The 17,543-nt window shown below is 69.0% G+C and carries 16 protein-coding genes; 9 read left to right on the top strand and 7 right to left on the bottom strand.

Going from position 1 to position 17,543, the window contains the following annotated elements; translation table 11 throughout:
- Nucleotides 1-28: 28 nt before the first annotated feature.
- Genes BO221_RS11240 through BO221_RS11230 form a run of 3 tightly spaced genes read left to right on the top strand, consistent with a single transcriptional unit; the run spans nucleotide 29 to nucleotide 2,285 of the window.
- Nucleotides 29-931, top strand: a complete 903-nt coding sequence (locus BO221_RS11240) for a MerR family transcriptional regulator (RefSeq protein WP_073560420.1) — start codon at nucleotides 29-31, stop codon at nucleotides 929-931.
- Between the two features lie 50 nt (nucleotides 932-981).
- A complete protein-coding gene (locus BO221_RS11235; RefSeq protein ID WP_073560419.1) occupies nucleotides 982-1,542 on the top strand; it encodes a hypothetical protein in 561 nt (186 codons plus the stop codon).
- Nucleotides 1,539-2,285: a hypothetical protein gene (locus BO221_RS11230; RefSeq protein WP_073560418.1), complete on the top strand. Its 747-nt coding sequence runs from the start codon at nucleotides 1,539-1,541 to the stop codon at nucleotides 2,283-2,285. Before BO221_RS11235 ends, BO221_RS11230 begins: the two co-directional genes overlap by 4 nt.
- A gap of 13 nt (nucleotides 2,286-2,298) precedes the next feature.
- On the opposite strand, the gene BO221_RS11225 is transcribed toward BO221_RS11230, so the two are convergent.
- The gene (locus BO221_RS11225) at nucleotides 2,299-3,852 is read right to left on the bottom strand and encodes a peptide MFS transporter (protein WP_083680948.1); all 1,554 of its coding nucleotides are present in this window, start codon (nucleotides 3,850-3,852) and stop codon (nucleotides 2,299-2,301) included.
- A gap of 40 nt (nucleotides 3,853-3,892) precedes the next feature.
- A complete protein-coding gene (locus BO221_RS11220) occupies nucleotides 3,893-5,836 on the bottom strand; it encodes a thiamine pyrophosphate-binding protein (protein WP_073560417.1) in 1,944 nt (647 codons plus the stop codon).
- Between the two features lie 343 nt (nucleotides 5,837-6,179).
- On the opposite strand from BO221_RS11220, the gene BO221_RS11215 reads away from it, so the two are divergent.
- Genes BO221_RS11215 through BO221_RS11200 form a run of 4 tightly spaced genes read left to right on the top strand, consistent with a single transcriptional unit; the run spans nucleotide 6,180 to nucleotide 9,745 of the window.
- Nucleotides 6,180-6,608: a hypothetical protein gene (locus BO221_RS11215; protein WP_073560416.1), complete on the top strand. Its 429-nt coding sequence runs from the start codon at nucleotides 6,180-6,182 to the stop codon at nucleotides 6,606-6,608.
- 18 nt (nucleotides 6,609-6,626) lie between these two features.
- Nucleotides 6,627-7,766 carry a DegT/DnrJ/EryC1/StrS family aminotransferase gene (locus BO221_RS11210; protein WP_073560415.1) on the top strand — a complete coding sequence of 380 codons (1,140 nt, stop codon included), beginning with the start codon at nucleotides 6,627-6,629 and terminating at the stop codon, nucleotides 7,764-7,766.
- Nucleotides 7,763-9,115, top strand: a complete 1,353-nt coding sequence (locus tag BO221_RS11205) for a coproporphyrinogen-III oxidase family protein (protein ID WP_073560414.1) — start codon at nucleotides 7,763-7,765, stop codon at nucleotides 9,113-9,115. The genes BO221_RS11210 and BO221_RS11205 overlap by 4 nt, the downstream gene beginning before the upstream one ends.
- A gap of 21 nt (nucleotides 9,116-9,136) precedes the next feature.
- The gene (locus BO221_RS11200) at nucleotides 9,137-9,745 is read left to right on the top strand and encodes an MBL fold metallo-hydrolase (RefSeq protein ID WP_073560413.1); all 609 of its coding nucleotides are present in this window, start codon (nucleotides 9,137-9,139) and stop codon (nucleotides 9,743-9,745) included.
- Here BO221_RS11200 and BO221_RS11195 read toward each other — a convergent pair.
- Together BO221_RS11195 and BO221_RS11190 are read right to left on the bottom strand one after the other, a co-directional pair.
- Entirely contained in the window at nucleotides 9,734-9,961 is a 228-nt protein-coding gene (locus tag BO221_RS11195) for a hypothetical protein (RefSeq protein ID WP_073560412.1), read from the bottom strand. The genes BO221_RS11200 and BO221_RS11195 overlap by 12 nt on opposite strands.
- A gap of 107 nt (nucleotides 9,962-10,068) precedes the next feature.
- On the bottom strand, nucleotides 10,069-11,412 hold the full coding sequence (locus BO221_RS11190; RefSeq protein ID WP_198956097.1) for an MFS transporter: 1,344 nt from the start codon (nucleotides 11,410-11,412) through the stop codon (nucleotides 10,069-10,071).
- A 163-nt stretch (nucleotides 11,413-11,575) separates the two neighbouring features.
- Between BO221_RS11190 and BO221_RS11185 the strand changes: the two genes are divergently transcribed.
- Nucleotides 11,576-12,916 carry a M24 family metallopeptidase gene (locus BO221_RS11185; RefSeq protein ID WP_073560410.1) on the top strand — a complete coding sequence of 447 codons (1,341 nt, stop codon included), beginning with the start codon at nucleotides 11,576-11,578 and terminating at the stop codon, nucleotides 12,914-12,916.
- Between the two features lie 198 nt (nucleotides 12,917-13,114).
- Here the strand turns inward: BO221_RS11185 and BO221_RS11180 are convergent, their stop codons facing one another.
- Genes BO221_RS11180 through BO221_RS11170 form a run of 3 tightly spaced genes read right to left on the bottom strand, consistent with a single transcriptional unit; the run spans nucleotide 13,115 to nucleotide 15,699 of the window.
- Complete coding sequence (locus tag BO221_RS11180; protein ID WP_073560801.1) at nucleotides 13,115-13,852, bottom strand: hypothetical protein; 738 nt, start codon at nucleotides 13,850-13,852, stop codon at nucleotides 13,115-13,117.
- Between the two features lie 40 nt (nucleotides 13,853-13,892).
- Nucleotides 13,893-14,450, bottom strand: a complete 558-nt coding sequence (locus BO221_RS11175; protein ID WP_143195391.1) for a hypothetical protein — start codon at nucleotides 14,448-14,450, stop codon at nucleotides 13,893-13,895.
- Between the two features lie 58 nt (nucleotides 14,451-14,508).
- The gene (locus BO221_RS11170) at nucleotides 14,509-15,699 is read right to left on the bottom strand and encodes a hydroxymethylglutaryl-CoA synthase (protein ID WP_073560408.1); all 1,191 of its coding nucleotides are present in this window, start codon (nucleotides 15,697-15,699) and stop codon (nucleotides 14,509-14,511) included.
- A 223-nt stretch (nucleotides 15,700-15,922) separates the two neighbouring features.
- Here BO221_RS11170 and BO221_RS11165 point away from each other — a divergent pair, with 223 nt between their 5' ends.
- Entirely contained in the window at nucleotides 15,923-17,524 is a 1,602-nt protein-coding gene (locus tag BO221_RS11165; RefSeq protein WP_073560407.1) for a Na+/H+ antiporter, read from the top strand.
- Nucleotides 17,525-17,543 lie beyond the last annotated feature (19 nt).

Here is a 17,543-nt window from a genome sequence, read left to right as displayed (position 1 = left end):
GGAGGTTGGGGGGCGGAGGAGGAGTGGGATGGCCGAGCGCAGCTATAGAATCCACGTGGCCGCCGAGTTGTCGGGGGTGAGGGTGGAGCTGATCCGCGCGTGGGAGCGGCGCTACGGGGTGTTGGCGCCCCGGCGCACGCCATCGGGCTACCGGGTGTACACGGACCGGGACGTGGCGTTGCTGCGGAGGCTCAAGCAGCTCACCGAGGAGGGCGTGTCCATCAGCGAGGCGGCGACGATGCTGCCGCAGCTGCAGGCGGAGCTGGACACGGCGCGGCCGGAGCCCGAGCCCACGCCGGAGCCTGGGGCCACGAGCCTGACGGCCTGGAGGGACGAGGTGCTGGCGGCGGCGGCGGCGCTGGATCAGCGGCGGGTGTCGCGGGTGCTGGACGAGGTGCTGGCGTCGCTGACACCGCTGAAGGCCTACGAGCAGATGCTGGTGCCCTTGCTGCACGAGGTGGGCGAGCGCTGGCATGCGGGGGCGTTCTCGGTGGGGCAGGAGCACCTGGTGACGCAGGAGGTGCGGGCGCGGGTCATCAGCCTGCTGCACGCGGCGCCGGACACGGGGCGCCGGCGCGTGGTGCTGGCGTGCTTTCCGGACGAGCAGCACGAGCTGGGCCTGTTGGGGGCGGCGTTGCGGATGAGGCACGCGGGGCTGTCGGTGACGTTGCTGGGCCAGCGGATGCCGGCGGCGGAGGTGGGCCGGATGGCGCGCGAGCTGAAGGCGGAGTTCGTGGGGTTGTCGGCGGTGACGGACCACGGGGCGCAGGACTTCGAGGAGACGCTGTCCCGCATCGTGGCGGGGGTGCCCAAGGGGACGCCCATCTGGGTGGGTGGAGCGGCGGCCCGGGTGCACGAGGATGTCTGCGAGCGGCTGGGCGTGCACCTGTTCGACAGCGCGGACGACTGGCCACGGTTGCTGGGCGGGTGAGTGTTTCCGCCGGGCTGGTACGGATGAGTGCCAGTGCTTGGGAGGTCCGGATGATGATCACGGCGAGAAGCGCCATCAGGTGGAACTGGCCTGCCCTCGTGGCAGTGCTGCTCTTCTATCAGGTGGCGTGGGCCTCCCCTCCGGGACCACAGGATGAGTCGATCCGGGCCCGGATCAAGGCCTGCCTGCTCATGGGGGAGATGCAGTGTGTCGTCGATCAGTACCTGTTACTCAAGAACCTGGGCAGGATGCCGGGCTGGTTGGTGGCGTTCCAGAACGCCTTCGCCGTGGCGAACCGCCGCGCGGGTGAATGCGAGAAGGTGGCCAGGGCCATCCATGAGGGCCTGCTCAAGTTCGCGCAGAAGCCAGTGTTCATCCGGTTCACCGTGGAAGGTGAATTCAAGCAACTGGGCTACGATGTGACCAGCAATGGCGTGGTGGTCAGGAACCTCCAGGTCTCATCGACCGGCCAACATGTGGCGGTGAAGCTGGGTGACAAAGTCATCGATGCCTATACAGGCTTGGTAGGTCTTCCCCTGCGTGAGTACCTGTCCCGGCTCAGCACGGTCCACGGGAGCCGTGTCATCCACGAGGTGGTGGACGAGCCATGAGCCAGGAACAACTCCCCGAGGCGTGGCGCGGACGAAGGGTGGGGCTGCTCGATGCGTTGCTTCGGTGCCGCTGGTGGGTGAGGGAGCGGCATGCGCTGTGGTTCATCACCGGCTTTGAAAGCGTCGATTCACTCCTTCCCATGACGCGTGGATGGCTCGCGCATACCCATTTCAATGGAGGGCACGATCTGGCCTGGCAGGAGTTTCTGGAGTGGTACCAGGGCAGTCAGGGCGAGCCCTTGCTCCAGGACTGGTACGTCAAGCCTCTGCGCGATTGCGAGGGCGACCACGAGAGAGCCGTGTTGGTGCTCCTCGATCTCGTCGCCACCTACGTGGAGCGATTCAGCCCGACTCCGAGAGGCCGCGCCAGTGCCACGGATGAGCGAGTCGCCGCGACTTATGGGCCTCTGCCCAAGGCGTGGGGCGGGCGTCAGGTGGAATTGTTGGATGCGCTGCTGTGGTTGCGGCAGCGGATGCGCGAAGGACGGGAGCTGTCGTTCTTGACGGGGCAGGACACCGTGGAATCGCTTCACTCCTTCACCCTGGGTTGGATCCAGAACTCCGTCTTCAACCAGAGCAAGGACCTGACGGTAGCGCCCTTCCAGGACTGGCTCCGGGACGTCAAGAAGGAGGCCCCGGGCGAGGGCTGGCACGTCAAATACCTTCAGGACTGCCAGGGCGACCACCGGAAGGCCGCCCTGAAGTTCCTCGACTTCGCCGCCGAGTTCAGTGCCTCGCGGTGAGCCGTCCGCGGGCTCAGTGCACCCCGCCCATCATCCGCCGGATGGGGCGCACGAAGAGCGACAGCACCAGGCCCGCTGCGATGGCCACGGCGGCCACCGCGCCGAAGAGCTGGGGCAGCGGCATCGCCTCGAACTGTCCCGCCACGCGCCCGGCGATGAGGTTGCCCAGCGACATGGACATGAACCACACTCCCATCATCTGCCCCAACGCCCGCGGCGGGGACAGCTTCGTCACCGTGCTCAGTCCCACCGGGCTGAGGCTCAGCTCTCCGAGCGTGTGCAGCAGGTAGGTGAGCACCAGCCACAGCGGGCTCACCTGCTTGCCTCCCGCGGCCGCCAGTGAGGCCGCCACCATCACCCCGAAGCCCAAGCCCAGCAGCACCAGTCCCATCGAGAACTTGGCCGGGCTGGACGGCTCGAGCCCGCGCTTGTTGAGCCACACCCACAGCCACGCGAACACTGGCGCGAAGCTGATGATGAGTAGCGCGTTGACGGTCTGCAGGTAGCTCGCCGGCATCTGCCAGCCGAACACCGTCCGGTCCGTGAGCTCGCGGGCGAAGAGGTTGAGCGAGGAGCCCGCCTGCTCGAAGCCCGCCCAGAAGATGGCCGAGCAGATGAAGAGCACGCCGATGACGGCCAGCCGCCGCTTCTCCGTGGCGTCCAGCCCGCCCGCCGTGAACTGGAAGGCGAAGAAGGCGAGCGCCAGCGTCACGATGATGAGGCCGCCCGCGTTGGCCAGTCCCACCGCCGTCGTCAGATCCACCACCCCGAGCACCTGCAGCACCACCAGCAGCCCCACCAGCACGCCCACCACCGCGAACCCCACCGTGCGCGAGCCGCCGCCGCGCTCCGCCTGTCCAGGCGCCGGGGGCTCGCTCTGGAGCTTCTGCCCCACGTCGCCCAGGTGCTTGCCGCCCACCAGGTACTGGATGACGCCGAACACCATGCCCAGGCCCGCGACGCCGAACCCGAGGTGCCAGTCCACCTTCTCCCCCAGGGTGCCCACCACGATGGGCGCGGCGAAGGCGCCGAGGTTGATGCCCATGTAGAAGATGGAGAAGCCCGCGTCCCGCCGTGCGCCGCCCTCGGGGTAGAGGCCGCCCACCATGCTGCTGATGTTGGGCTTGAGCAGTCCCGTGCCCATCACGATGAGCAACAGCCCCAGGAAGAAGAAGAACGTCCCGGGCAGTGCCATGCTGAAGTGCCCCAGGGCGATGATGATGCCGCCATAGAGCACCGCGCGCCGCTGGCCGATGAACCGGTCCGCCAGCCACCCGCCCGGCATGGCGGCGAGGTACACGCCCGAGGTGTACAGGCCGTAGATGGCCCCCGCCTTGTTCGTGTCGAAACCCCGGCCGCCCTTGTCCACCGCCGCCGTCATGAAGAGGATGAGCAGCGCCCGCATGCCGTAGTAGCTGAAGCGCTCCCACAGCTCGGTGAAGAAGAGCGTGGAGAGTCCGCGCGGGTGGCCGAAGAAGCTCCCCTGCTCCGGGCGGGAGGACGGGCCTCCAGGGACCAAGGGGACGGCCGGGTCGTTGGCGGACTGCGGTGCGGGGGTCTGGTTCATTCCGGGCTCCTGCGCCCGGACTCTACCCGTGAAGGCGGGTTCAGTCTTCCTTCGGGGCCGAGGCGACGGCGGCGAAGCGGTCCCCGTACGGCGGCACCTCGCGGTGGTCGATGCGGCACACCAGCACCTGCGGCCGGCGCTCCTCGTCCGCGCGCTTGAGCACCTCGGGCAGCAGCTCCGCCAGCTGGCCCGGCCGCGTCACCTCGTAGGCCCGCGCGCCCAGCGACTCGGAGAACTTCACCAGGTCCGGGTCTCCCAGGCTGAAGTAGGGGTCGTCCAGCTCGTACTCGCCTCCGGACTGCGCGTGCTCGCCGTGGTTCACCATCCCCAGGTAGTTGTCATTGAGGACGATGTAGACGGCGCCCACCCCGTAGCGCACCGCCGTGACGAGCTCCGTGCCATTCATCAGGAACGAGCCGTCCCCGGTGAGCGCGATGGCCGTGTTCTCCGGCCTCCCCACCTTCCCGCCGATGACCGCGCCCATGGACCAGCCCATGGAGGACAGGCCACACGGGTAGAACACACGGGCCGGCGGCGTGATGCGCAGACAGTGCGTGGCCCAGCCGGTGCAGTTACCCATGTCCACGTACAGGTCCGTGTTCGTGTGCAGGTGCGGATTGAGCTCCTGCATCACGTGCTGCGGCTTGAGCGGCCCGTCCTCGGGCAGCACGGGTGTGGCCAGGCGGTGGGCCAGGTTCAACGCGTTGAGGTGCTGGCGGCGCTCGCGCACGTGCGCCTCGTTGCCCGGCGCGGCGCCATGGCCGAACTCCACCAGCCCCGCCACCACCGAGCCCACGTCCGCCACGATGGGCAGGTTCACCTGGAGGAACTGGCCGATGACGGACGGCGTGGCGTCCACCTGGATGACGGTGTGCGCCGTCTCGAAGAGCGAGGAGAAGCTCTTGGTGGCCCACTCGCCCAGGCGGCTGCCCAGCACCATCAGCACGTCCACGCCCTCGGCCAGGTACTGCTCCGCGCGCTTGCTGCCGGCGATGCCCAGCACGCCCAGCGAGAGCGGATCCTCCTCGGAGAAGAGCCCCTTGCCGCGCAGGCTGGTGGCCACGGGGACGCAATAGCGGCGCACGAACGCGGCGAACTCGGGGCCCCGGCTCTCCAGCGCCTCGCGCGCGCCCGAGCCCAGGTACACCAGCGGCCGCTTCGCGTGACGCAGCAGCTCGAACGCCGTGTACACCTCGGAGGCCGGCGCCGCGGGCAGGGTGCCCTTCCAGGCTCCCGGCGCCGTGGGCACGCTCACCTTCGCCAGCTTCTGCCGGGCGATGTTGGTGGGGATGCTCACGTGCACCGCGCCGTGCGGCAGTGCGTGCGCCGTCTTCAGTGCCCGCTCCAGCAGCCGCGGGAAGCTCTTGGCGTCCACGATGGTGGTGCTCGAGGCCGTGCAGTGGCGGAACATCTCGTTGGTGTTGATGCCGCCCTCGTCGGTGCTCTCCTGGATGGCGCCCAGCCCGAAGCGCTCGGTGGACACCTGCCCGCTGATGGTGAGCAGCGGCACCTGATCCAGGTGCGCCGAGGCCACGCCCGTCATGGCGTTGGTGGCTCCGGGGCCGGCCGTCACCGCGCACACGCCCAGCTTGCCCGTGGCGCGCGCGTACCCGTCCGCCATGAAGGCCGAGCCTCCCTCATGGCTGCCGATGATGAAGCGGATGCGCGCCTGCCGCCGCAGTGCCTGCACCAGCGGCGCGATGTTGCCCCCGGGGATGCCGAATACCGCGTCCACCTGCTCGGCCTCCAGGTGCGCCAGCAGCGCCTCGGCCACCGTGAGGTCCTCGTACGTGTGGAAGGAGCGCAGCGCCATCCGGACCTGCGGCTCCTCCTGCCGCGCGTTCGGCTCCGCTCCGGCCGCCTCCATCCTCCCGTCCCTCGAGCCATCCCTCAGGGGGCTCATCCCCTGCGGGAACAGGGCGCTGGTGCTCTCTCCACGAAGCAGGGCACTGGTGAGGGACTTGGCGAGGGCGGGCTGGGACACTGGCTCCCCTTTCTTCTTCGACGTCCGGGGTACGCGCTTCCCCAGAACAGCGGGTTTGTGGACCTCGCTTGGATCTCAGGTACTGAGAAGGCGAGGCTCGCGTGCGCGCGACGCGGTGTGTCGGAGGGTGACAGCATCGCAAAGTACCCCAGTTTCTCCAACGAAGAAAACAATTAAATTAAAAGTTTTCAGGTCCGCTGGATTTTGGATGTGGTAAGGGCGCGCGGCCTCCGTCCAACCCCTTGAATTTCCGAGCGGAAGAGAGTTCGGGCTAAGCTCCGCGGTCCCATCGGGGGCTGATCGGGGCGCGAGGGGCGTCCCCAGCAGGAACACGAGGCAAGTGATGCCTGTCCCACAAAACGTCGTCACGGACTACGGCTTCCGGGTGCACGCGCCCGGGTACATCACTCCGGCGGAGGCGCGTGCCTGGTTCGAGGATCTGCGCTCGCGGGTGGTGGCGCTCGAGGGCAAGTCCTTCGGGTTGCTGGTGGATTCGAGATCGCAGAAGGCCAACCCGCCGGACACGCAGGAGCTCATCAAGGAGTCCATGGTGTGGCTGCGCGGCCATGGCATGGAGCGCTCGGTGGTGGTGTTGGACAGCACGGTGGCGCTGATCCAAATCCTCCGGCTGGCGAAGGCCACGGGCGTGTACGCGTACGAGCGCTACCTGGACGCGCTGAAGGATCCGGAGTGGGAGGCGAAGGCGGTGGATTGGATCGTCCGCGGCCTCGATCCGGATCTGCCGCAGCCGGCGCAGAAGCAGGCGCGCTGAGCGCGGAGGGCCGCTGCGATGGCGCGTTATCGGTATCCCTGCACCGGCCCGGTGGAGACGGAGGGCTTCGAGCACTTCGTGGCGGGGCAGTTGGGCCCCGCGAGGGCGAACCTGAAGGCCTTCGCGGGGGAGCTGGGCGAGCGTTTTGGTGCGAGGCACCTGGCGCTGGTGAACTCGGGCAGCTCGGCGAACCTGGCGGCGGCGCTCGCGTTGGCGGAGCGCGCGGGCCCCGGGGCGCACGCGGTGACGGCGGGCTTCACCTTTCCCACGACGGTGTCGTCGCTGCGCACCGCGGGCTTCGCGGTGACGGTGGTGGACACGGAACCGGGCGGTTTCTGCATCGATCCGGAGGCGGTGCGGCGCGCGCTGCGGCCGGAGACGCGGGTGGTGTGCGTGACGCACTTCCTGGGCTTCCCGGCGGCGCTGGAGGCGTTGCTGGAGCTGGCGCGGGAGCGCGATCTGCTGGTGCTGCAGGACGCGTGCGAGACGATGGATCTGCGCATCGGCGGGAAGCCGGCGCACGCGTACGGAACGCTGGCGACGTGGAGCTTCTACCACCCGCATCATCTGTCCTCGTTTGGAGGGGGCGCGGTGGTGTGCCCGGATGCGAGCTGGCAGCGGGTGGTGGAGTCGGTGACGCACTGGGGCCGCGAGTGCACCTGTCACTATGACCCGGGTGCGTGCACGGCGCCGCCGGGCATCCACCACAACTTCCACTACGTGCGCCAGGGGCACAACCTGGAGATGTCCGAGCTGAACGCCTGCTTCGGGCGCTTCCAGCTGCGCAAATGGGAGGCGCACGAGGCGAAGCGGCACGCGCACTACGCCACGCTGTACGAGGCGCTGCGGGACGAGCGGGGCCTGACGGTGTACGCGGCGCCGAGGGACAATGGCTCGCCCTTCGTGTTCCCGTTCACGGTGAAGACGGGGAGCGCGGCGGGGTTGGCCGAGCGGTTGCTGGGGCGCGGGGTGGAGGTTCGCACGTTGATGGGTGGAGCCATCACCCGGCAGCCGGCGTGGAAGGATCTGCCGCACGATGGGCTGGCGAATTGCACTGCGCTGGCGGAGGCGTCGCTCTTCGTGGGCATCCACCAGACGCTGAGCGAGGGGGACGTGGCGGCGGTGGCGCGCATCATCGCCGAGGAGTCGCGGCGGTGAGCTGGAGGCGGGCGCTGGCGTTGGCCTCGGCGCGGCCGCTGGACTTCACCATTCAGTACCCGCCCTCGCGGGAGTACTTCCGCGAGCGCTTCACGTCACCGCCTGGAGCGGGCGTGTCGCTGGAGGCGCTGAAGCGAGTGCTGCTGTACGTGCACGTGCCGTTCTGCGAGGCGAAGTGCTTCTACTGCAACTTCGCGGTGGACCTGCGGAAGGGCGCGGGAGTGCACACGCGCTACGTGGACGCGCTGTGCGCGCAGCTCGAGCGGTTGGACGCGGCGCTGCCCGCGGGGTGCACGGTGCCGGGCATCGACATTGGCGGAGGAACGCCAACGCTGCTGCCGCCGGAGTTGCTCGGCCGGGTGCTGGAGGCGCTGCGCCCGTGGAGGCGGCGGTGCGAGGAGGCGTGGCCGGTGTCCATCGAGACGACGCCGCGGGTGGCGGCGACGGACGGGGAGCGGCTGGCGGTGCTGAAGGCGGGCGGGGTGGACCGGGTGTCGATGGGGTTGCAGAGCACGAATGACGAGACGCTGGCTCAGGTGAACCGGCGTGCGCAGCGGAGCCTGGGCGAGCGGGCGGTGGAGGCGCTGGCGGCGGTGGGCTTCCGGCGGGTGAACGTGGACCTGGTGTTCGGGCTGCCGGGGCAGACGCGGGAGCACTGGTGGACGGATCTGGAGCGGGTGACGGCGTTGCCGGTGGACTCGGTGACGACGTACGACTGCCTGTACCGGGGAGCGGGACGGGCAATGCCGAGGCTGACGGCGGTGCGGCCCACGCCGGAGGACTACGGGGCGCTGTACGACCTGGCGTATGAGCACCTGACGGCGAACGGCTTCCACGCGCCCTATGGCTCGGTGAACTTCTCGCGGCACGCGGGGGAGACGGGGACGTCGCCGTACTTCGAGGGACGGCTGCTGGACGGATTGCCGTACGTGGGCGCGGGCAACTACGCATCGAGCATGGTGGGGCCACGCTGGTGGTTCGCGCCGTACGAGGTGGACGCGTACGTGGAGGCGGTGGAGGGCGGAGCGGTGCTGCCGGAGGAGGACGGGTACACGCTTCCGGACGCGGAGCGGTGCGCGAAGTATGTGCTGCTCTCGTTGAACTTCGGGCTCATCGACCCGGTGCGATTCCAGGCCTTCGCGGGCGTGGCGCTGGAGACGATGTACGGGCCGCAGCTCGAACATGCGCGGCGGGTGGGCTGGCTGCGCGAGAAGGGTGGGGTGTACGGAGTGGAGTCGGGCCGGTTCCGCGAGCTGCCGTGGATCCGCGCCCTCTTCTACGCCCCGGGAGCAGTGGAGTGGCTGTCTGGGCGCATGCCACTGCCGGAAGCATTGCGGACCACGGGTTGAGCCCGCGTAGTCTCGGGCGCCATGAAAGCCCTGCATCGCAAAGAGCTCTACGGCTGGTCCGTCTTCAACGAGGCGCGCAACCTGGACTTCCACAGCGTCCTGTGGGTGCGCCCCGAGGGCAACGTCGTCATCGATCCACTCCCGCTGTCCACGCACGATGCCGCGCACCTGGGCTCGCTCGGAGGCGTGGCGTGGGTGGTGGTGACCAACTCGGAGCATGTCCGCGCCACCCGCGAGCTGGTCTCTGCGTTTGGCGCGAAGGTGGCCGGCCCCCGCGCCGAGGCTGACACCTTTCCGCTCCAGTGCGACCGGTGGCTCGCCACGGGTGATGAGCTCGTCCCCGGGCTGGTGGCGCTGGAGCTCCACGGCTCCAAGACACCTGGCGAGCTGGCCCTGCTCCTCGAGGACACCACGCTGATTACCGGGGACCTGATTCGCGGCCACATGGGCGGCCGGCTCAACCTCCTGCCAGATGCGAAGCTGAAGGACGCCAGCCGTGCCCGCGCTTCGGTGCGTGAGCTGGTGGCGCGATGGCCGCGCATCGACGCGGTGCTGGTGGGGGATGGCTGGCCGGTATTCCGCGGCGGGCGCGCGGCCCTGGAGGAGTTCGCGCAGGCATTACAGGGGTGAGGTGCGCGGAGTCCCGAGCAATTGCAGCGTGCGCACCGCGACATCGACGAGCGTTTGCGCGCACGGATAGCAACCTCCGCCGCAGCACTGGGGCCACTCGCCCTCGGGGTCGCGCAGGAGGGGATGGACGCAGCCGCGGTAGGTGAGGGGCAGCCCGAGCTCGTCGCACGCCTGCCGCAGCGCTTCCTGGACGCGGGGGTCTTTCACGTCGCTCACCCCGAGGGTGTAACCGCCCGCTACCCCACCCGCAAGGAGTCCCGGCCGCCCTCCCAGCGGGAAGGCGTGCCGTGGCCCGCTCTCACGTATCGCGGAGGGGAGCGGAGTCAGACCTGCCCTTCGAGGGAGGCCGGTTGCTGCTCAGATCGAGGCCCCTCCACTTCCCGCACCGCCGGCCACAGGTAGCCTCCCAGGCTCACCAGCGCCATGAGTAGGCCGGAGAGCACGCAGAGCAGCGCCATGCCCGCCCCTGGGCCCGTGCCCACCCAGCCTCCAAACAGCCCCGTCAGGCCTCCACCCTCCCTCATGCCCGGCTCCAGGACGTGGTCCGCCAGCGGGCCGGCCAGCAGGGGCGCGAGCGGCACGGCCAGCCACGCCACCAGCCTCCTCGCCGCGAACACCCGGCCTTGGATGTCCGGCGCCACCTGCGCCTGCCAGAGCGTCTGGTTGCAGGTGCTGCTCACCGCGGCCACCAGCCCGAGCACGAACATCGCCGTGCTCCACACCGGCAGGTTCCGCCCCAGCCCCAGCAGCACCTGGCCGAACAGTCCCGCGATGATCCAACTCATCAGCACCCCGTGCACCCGGCGCCGGGGTCCTCCCCATGCGCTCATGAGCACCCCACCCACCACCCCACCCAGTGCGCCCATGGACTGCACCGTGCCGAAGACGAGCCCATTGTTCCCCGTGCGCAACAGCAGCAGCGGCGCCAGCACCGTGAAGCCCATGCCCACCACCATGTTGCCCGCGAACACCACCAGCTGCAGTCCCAGCAGGCCCGGCCGCGCGGCGATGTAGCGGAAGCCGTAGAGCGACTCCTCCAGCATGCTCCCACGGGCCCGCCGTCCCTCGGCGGTAGCCCGCGGTGCTGGCACGTGCACCATCAGCAGTGTGCCCACCGCCACCAGGAAGGTGAGCACGTCCAGCACCAGCAATCCCCGCAGGTGGATCAGCGGCAGCAGCGCCCCCGCCAGCAGCGGCGCCAGCACGCCCGGCCCCGCCTCCACCAGCGACATCATCCCGTTGGCCCGCCCGAGCTGCTCCTTCGGCACCATCGTGCTCACCGCCGCGGACCAGGCGGGCCACTGCAGGCTCTGGAAGGCCCCCATCACCGCGTTCACCACGTACAGGTGCCACGTCTCCAGCCATCCCAGGGACTGCAGCACCAGCATCGTCACCGTGCCCAACCCCGCCCCCAGGTCGCTCGCCACCATCAGCCACTTGCGGTCGTAGCGGTCCACCAGCGCCCCGGCCAGCGGAGACAACAACAGCAGCGGCGCCATGAAGCAGGACTGCGTCAGCCCCAGCGCCGTGGCGCTCCCCGTCCGCTCGTACACCCACAGGGTGACGCCAAACGCCGTCATCTGCGTGGCGAACACGGAGACCATCTGGCCCAGCCACGCCGCCGTGAAGCCCGTCATGCCGCTCAGTTTCGGAGTCCGCTCAGACACGCTGTTGCCTCGCCGCTCGCATGCCACGAGCGCCACCGGGGCTCATCTGGAGCACTGGCGCATGCTACAAGCTCGCCTCAACACGAGCCAGCCGGCCTCGGTCAGCCGAGCGCCACCGGCCTCCCAGGGGTAACCTGGACGCCCCTTGCGCTGGAGTCGCTCGATGACGTTGGACCGCCGTGCAGTCGTCGTCTGTCTGCTTGCCCTGAACGTGGCGTGTGCCACGGCCCGCTCCGCCCCCACGGGCGAGGAGCCTCTCCGGCTGCTGTCCTGGTCCCAGCAGCTCGACGTGCGCGAGGCGTGGTTGAAGAAGCGTCACGAGATGCTCCTGCCGATGATGCGTCAGCACGGCGTGGGCATGTGGATCATCGTGAACGAGGAGTTCCACGATGATCCGCTCACCCAATACGTGGCGCCGCCGAGGCCCTACGTGGGGCTCCGCGATGTCTTCGTCTTCATCGACGCGGGTGAGCAGGGACTGAAGAAGTACGCACTCCCGGCCTATGAGGAGGAGAACCTCGCCCGCTTCTTCGAGGTGCCGTCTCAGACGCGGGTCTACAAGCAGGTGTTGGGTGAGCTCGACAAGCAATACCGGCCGGCCACCATCGCGCTGGGAATCGGCGGCAGGCGCGCGGTGACGCACAGCCTGACGCGGGATGCGTACACGTACCTCGTCGAGGCGCTGGGACCCGAGGCGGAGGCACGCTTCGTCAGCGCGGCGCCGCTCATCGAGGAGTACCTGGACACGCGCATCCCCGAGGAGCTGGAGCACTACCGCACGCTGGTGGCGCTCACGGAGCGGATGGTGAAGCAGGCCTTCTCGCCGGAGGTGGTGAAGCCGGGTGTCACGACGGTAGGGGACGTGCGCCGCTGGCTCTATGACGAGCTGGGCCGATGGGGCGTGGGCACCTGGTTCCAGCCGGACCTGCGTGTGCAGCGCAAGGGGCAGGGTTACGGCTCGTCGCGGGGCTTCCTCGCGGTGGCGAAGGAGGACGTGGTCATCCAGCGGGGAGACCTGCTGCACGTGGACTTCGGCATCAGCTACATGGGCCTGCACAGCGACTGGCAGAAGATGGCCTACGTGCTGCGCGAGGGCGAAAAGGACGCGCCCGAGGGTCTCAAGAGGGCGCTGGCGAACACGAATGCGCTGCAGGACGCGATGGTGAAGGAGTCTCGTCCGGGGCGCCTGTCCGGCGAGGTGTACGAGGCGGTGATGGCCGCGATGAAGGAGCGGGGAATCGTGGCCCAGGTGTACTCGCACCCGCTGGGCAACCAGGGACACGCGCTGGGCGCCTCCATCGACTTCCGCTCGGCCAACCGCAAGGACGAGCCGAGGAAGCTGCGCGATGGCTCGTACATCTCCATCGAGCTCAACACGCGCACCCCGGTGCCCGAGTGGGACGGCGAGGAGGTGTACGTGATGGAGGAGGACCCCGCGTATCTCACCACCGAGGGCTGGCGCTTCTTCGTGCCCCGGCAGGAGGCGTACTACCTCATCCCCTAAGCCAGCCGAAGTCAGTCCGTTCAGGGGGCTGTCCTCAGCTCGAAAGCAGGAGGGAGCCCTCCGGGCACGGTCTCGCCAGACTTGTCCAACAGTTGGACAAGTTCGTGAAGAGCGCGCCCGGAAGGCGGACTCACCCACCCCTGAAAGGACTTTGTTCCGATGGCTTGGGCGCCCGGGCCCACCCCGGCCCGCGAGGGCTCAGGCCGCGTCCCCGGCGCGCCGGGACATCTCTCCCTCCACGGGAGCGTCCTCGATGCCCAGTTGCCGCTCCAGCGCCTGCTCCAGGTAGTGCACCTGCTCCTTCTCGAGTCCCGTGATCAGCTGCACCTTGCGGCCATGCTTGTCGAGCGCGAGCAGGCTATAGGTCGAGGTCTGCGTGTGGTCCGCTGGCTCGTGGACGTAGAGCTGGACGAGCTCTTTACCGGAGAGGGTGTGGTTCTTCGACCAGGGGAGGGGACCGCAGCGGATGGTGAGCTTGTCGCGGCTCACCTCGATACGGGTGCTGTTCAGGAAGCTCACGAGCGCCGTATGGGCGAGGAACAGGCCCGGTCCCACGAAGAGCAGCGGCAGGAGCAGGAACATCAGGGACGTGTCCGTCGAGAGCAGGTGCCGGTAGAGCAGGAGGAGCGGCACGTTCCAGATGGCGTTGACGATGAGCAGCAGGACGCGCTCCATCCCATCGAACGTGCGCCACGAGATGACGGTGCGCTGCTCATCCTCCGTCATGTGGAACCGCACGGGGAGCGTCACCCTGGCCCGGGTGGGCGCCCGCTCACGCGCGGCTGGCCTCGAGGCGGGGGCGGGGGAGGGCCCGAGGCCCCGGCGGGCCGACAAATCATGGACGGCGTTGCACGCGTGGCACTTCGCCAGCGCCAGGTCGAAGTTCACGTCCTGGGCGCGCAACGGGGAATGGCAGGCTTCGCACTCGAGCTGCATGGCCCGCAAGCATAGAGCAGGGCGCTCGGCGTGCGGAGCCTCATGCTACCTGATCGCGCTGGGCGACTTCTCCCTTCACGGGGCGATCCTCGATACCGAGCCGGTGCTCCAGGAACCGCTCCAGGTAGAGCACCTGCTCCTTGTTCTCGAGACGCGACACCAGCTTCACCTGGCGTCCCCGCGTGTCGAGCGCGAGCAGTGTGTATGAGAGCCCTCCCTTCGCGTTCCGGAACTCCTCACCGTATAGCCGGGTGAGCGAGCCGCCGGACATCGTGAGGCTCCGGGTCATGCGCCAGAAGGGGAGGGGGCCGTGCTGGATGCGCAGCTCGCCGTTGCCCACCTCGACGCGGGTGGAGTTCAGCAGGCCCATCAGCGTGGCGTAGACGAAGGCCCCGGCCACCGAGCTGAAGAAGAACAGCTCGAGCAGGCTCAGCCGGGAGTGCTTCTCGAGCAGGAACACGGTCCAGAAGACGCTGACAATCATCAGGGCGACCGTGTCGGTCGAGTACCACCGCCAGGTCAGTGTGGCCCGCTGGCCGTCCTCCTCCAAGCGGAAGCCCTTGGGGGGCTTCAACGGGGGCCGCGTTTCGGAGCTCATGGCCCGCGAGCATGTCAGGCGGCTCGCGGGCCGTGCAATCCCACGTCCCCCGGGGTGCTCAGCGCGCGTAGATGCGCTTGTGGTCGCGCGTGCCCTGGTAGCGGAAGCCCTCGCCCGGCGTCTCCTCGGCGGGCTTGTCGTCCAGCTTCTCGCGCGCGGCCATGATGGCCTCGTACTCGGGGATGCTCAGCGCTCGCCGCCTCTCCAGCAGTACCTCCAGGCCCAGCGCCTTCACCCGCGCCTGCGCCTCCGGCTGCACCACCGCGCTGAAGAACTCCGCGCACGAGCCGCTGCCGTACGAGAACAGGCCCACCCGCTTGCCCGTCAAATCCTCGCGCGAGCACGACAGGAGGCTCGCCAGCGCCAGGTACATGGAGCCCGTGTAGATGTTGCCCACCTGCGAGGGCAGCACGAGGCTCGGGCCCACCAGCCGGTCGAAGCTCGCGTCCGGCTCCTTGTCCCCATCCAGCGTGCGCACGTGCCGGTGCGCCTTGCGCGACATCTTCCCGTACGGCACGTGGTACACGAGCGCCGCGAAACGGTCGCTGTACGCGCCCTCGCCGCCCGCGTCCTCCGCCGCCTCCTGGTAGGCCCTGTACGCTCCCTCCAGCGCGTCCAGGTAGCACTGCACCGAGTAGTGCCCGTCCACCACCGCGTCCTTCGAGTAGAGCGGCCGCCAGAAGTCCATCACGTCCTTGGCGTACGCGCCCGTCTTCCCGGTCTCGAAGGCCAGCAGCTTCGGCTTGTCGGACACCAGCAGGGCCACCGCGCCCGCGCCCTGCGTGGGCTCTCCCGGCGTGCCCACGCCATAGCGCGCGATGTCCGAGCAGATGATGAGCGCCTTCTTCCCCTTGGCGCTTCCCGAGCGCACCCAGTCCATGGCCAGCAGCAGCGCCGCCGTGCCGCCGTAGCAGGCGTGCTTCGTCTCGAAGACGCGGCAGCGTGTGGACAGCCCCAGCAGGCCCTGCACGTACGAGGACACCGGCTTGGAGTGGTCCACCGCCGTCTCGGTGCCCACCACCAGCATGCCCACGTCCTCCGCGGTGCACCCGGCCGCCTCCATCGCCATGCGCGCCGCGCGCGCCGCCAGCGTCACCGTGTCCTCCTCCACCAACGGCACCGCCATCCGCGTCACGCCCAGCCCATCCACGTACTTGCCCGGCGCCACACCGCGCGCCCTGGCCAGCTCCGCCAACTCCACGTACGTGGGCGGTACCGCGATACCAAGGCTCTCCAGTCCTGCCTGCATCCAGCACTCCTTCAATTCTTCAGTAGGGGAACACTGAAGGTTGGGGGGAGAACAGTCTGACCCATCCACCGGGTGCGTTTCCACCCCCCGCCGGCCCCTTTGTCCTGGTGACAAGGTGGGTGCATGTGGCCCGGATTCGGGGTCCGGATTCGTGGCCCGGGTTGGGAGCCGGGGCCGAGGCTGTGATAAAGTCAATTGCTTTGAGCTCAAACGGAGTTGAGGGATGCATTTCGAGTTGGCCTTCGTGCTGGTCTTCTCCATCGCGACGGCGGTGGCGATCGCGGCGCGCTATTTCAAGTTCCCGTACACGGTGGCCCTGGTGGTGGCGGGCCTGGTGCTTGGTTCGGTGCACATCTTCGAGCCGCCGCACCTGACGAAGGAGTTGCTCTTCGCCATCATCCTGCCGGGACTGTTGTTCGAGGCCGCCTTCCATGTGGAGTTCCGCAAGTTCTGGAAGAACAAGCTGGCCATCCACTCGCTGGCCATTCCCGGTGTCGTGGCTTCCGTGGGGGTCACCGCGCTCATCCTCTCGCAGTGGCACTTCGCGCCCGGCTTCGGCTTCATGCACGCGCTGGTGTTCGCCGCGGTCATCGTCTCCACGGATCCCATCGCCGTGGTGGCGCTCTTCAAGGCGCTGGGAGCGCCCAAGCGCCTGGCCATCCTCGTGGAGGGCGAGAGCCTGCTGAACGATGGGACGGCCGTGGTGCTCTTCACGCTCATCGTCGCGGTGGCCAACGGAGGCCACTTCACGGTGGGCGGGGCGGTGTGGGACTTCGTGAAGGTGGCCGGCATGGGCGTGGCCGTGGGCGGCGCGGTGGGCTTCGCCGTCGCGCAGGTCATCCAGCGCGTGGATGACGCGATGGTGGAAATCACCCTCACCGTCATCGCGGCGTACGGCTCGTTCGTGGTGGCCGAGCACTTCCACTTCTCGGGTGTGATCGCCACGGTGGTGGCGGGCATGCTGTGCGGCAACTGGGCGGCGCACGAGGGCATGAGCCCCGCCACGCGTGTGGCGGTGGAGAGCTTCTGGGAGTACCTGGCCTTCGCGCTCAACTCGGTGGTGTTCCTGCTCATCGGCCTGGAGGTGGAGCTCGGCTCGCTGCTGGCCTCCTGGAAGCCGATTCTCGCGGCGTACGTGGCGGTGGTGGCGGGGCGCGCGCTGGTGGTGTACGGCGTGTCGGGCCTGTTGCGTTTCACCTCGGAGCGCATGCCCTGGAGCTGGAGCGCGGTGCTCACCTGGAGCGGGCTGCGCGGGGCCATCTCCATGGTGCTCATCCTCAGTCTGCCGGCCACCTTCCCCCACCGGGAGCTGCTGGTGAACATGACGTTCGGCGTGGTGGTGCTCGCCATCATCTTCCAGGGGCTCACCATGGCGCCGCTGCTGAAGCGGCTGGGCATCACCGGCATGAAGGACGCCTACCAGGAGCAGTACGAGATGGTGCGGGGCCGGTTGGGCTCGGTCCACGCCGCGCTGGCCGCGCTGGAGGGCATGCGCCGCACGCGGGAGATTCCCGCCGACGTGCTGGAGCAACTGGAGCGGGACTATCAACAGAAGGCGGCCGCCGCCGAGCAGGAGCTGTCCGCGCTCAAGCAGCAGTCCATGCGCTTCCACGAGGAGGAGCACCAGGAGGCGGTCCGGCGCGTGCTCATCGTGGAGAAGGAGGCGCTGATCAAGGCGTACCAGAAGGCGGCCATCGGCAAGGAGGCCTTCGAGCACCTGATGGCGGACCTGGACGAGCGGATCGCCCGGGCGGACGCCGCCGAGAACCATGTGCCCCCGGAGCAGGGCGGTGCCCCCGGAGCTCCGGGAGCGGTGGGGACCTGAGACCGTAGGCTCGCGCCGG

Origin of the sequence: Archangium sp. Cb G35 (assembly GCF_001896145.1) — a bacterium.
Lineage (GTDB): Bacteria > Myxococcota > Myxococcia > Myxococcales > Myxococcaceae > Archangium > Archangium violaceum.
Note: the sequence above shows the minus strand (reverse complement) of the source record. Positions and strands in the feature narration are given on the sequence as shown.

Excerpts from the sequence above, each read along its gene's own strand:
- BO221_RS11230 (WP_073560418.1), top strand. The coding sequence starts at position 1,539 with ATGAGCCAGGAACAACTCCCCGAGGCGTGGCGCGGACGAAGGGTGGGG.
- BO221_RS11185 (WP_073560410.1), top strand. The coding sequence starts at position 11,576 with ATGACGTTGGACCGCCGTGCAGTCGTCGTCTGTCTGCTTGCCCTGAAC.
- BO221_RS11210 (WP_073560415.1), top strand. The coding sequence starts at position 6,627 with ATGGCGCGTTATCGGTATCCCTGCACCGGCCCGGTGGAGACGGAGGGC.
- BO221_RS11170 (WP_073560408.1), bottom strand. The coding sequence starts at position 15,699 with ATGCAGGCAGGACTGGAGAGCCTTGGTATCGCGGTACCGCCCACGTAC.
- BO221_RS11165 (WP_073560407.1), top strand. The coding sequence starts at position 15,923 with ATGCATTTCGAGTTGGCCTTCGTGCTGGTCTTCTCCATCGCGACGGCG.
- BO221_RS11235 (WP_073560419.1), top strand. The coding sequence starts at position 982 with ATGATGATCACGGCGAGAAGCGCCATCAGGTGGAACTGGCCTGCCCTC.
- BO221_RS11225 (WP_083680948.1), bottom strand. The coding sequence starts at position 3,852 with ATGAACCAGACCCCCGCACCGCAGTCCGCCAACGACCCGGCCGTCCCC.
- BO221_RS11200 (WP_073560413.1), top strand. The coding sequence starts at position 9,137 with ATGAAAGCCCTGCATCGCAAAGAGCTCTACGGCTGGTCCGTCTTCAAC.
- BO221_RS11240 (WP_073560420.1), top strand. The coding sequence starts at position 29 with ATGGCCGAGCGCAGCTATAGAATCCACGTGGCCGCCGAGTTGTCGGGG.
- BO221_RS11180 (WP_073560801.1), bottom strand. The coding sequence starts at position 13,852 with ATGCAGCTCGAGTGCGAAGCCTGCCATTCCCCGTTGCGCGCCCAGGAC.
- BO221_RS11215 (WP_073560416.1), top strand. The coding sequence starts at position 6,180 with ATGCCTGTCCCACAAAACGTCGTCACGGACTACGGCTTCCGGGTGCAC.
- BO221_RS11175 (WP_143195391.1), bottom strand. The coding sequence starts at position 14,450 with ATGAGCTCCGAAACGCGGCCCCCGTTGAAGCCCCCCAAGGGCTTCCGC.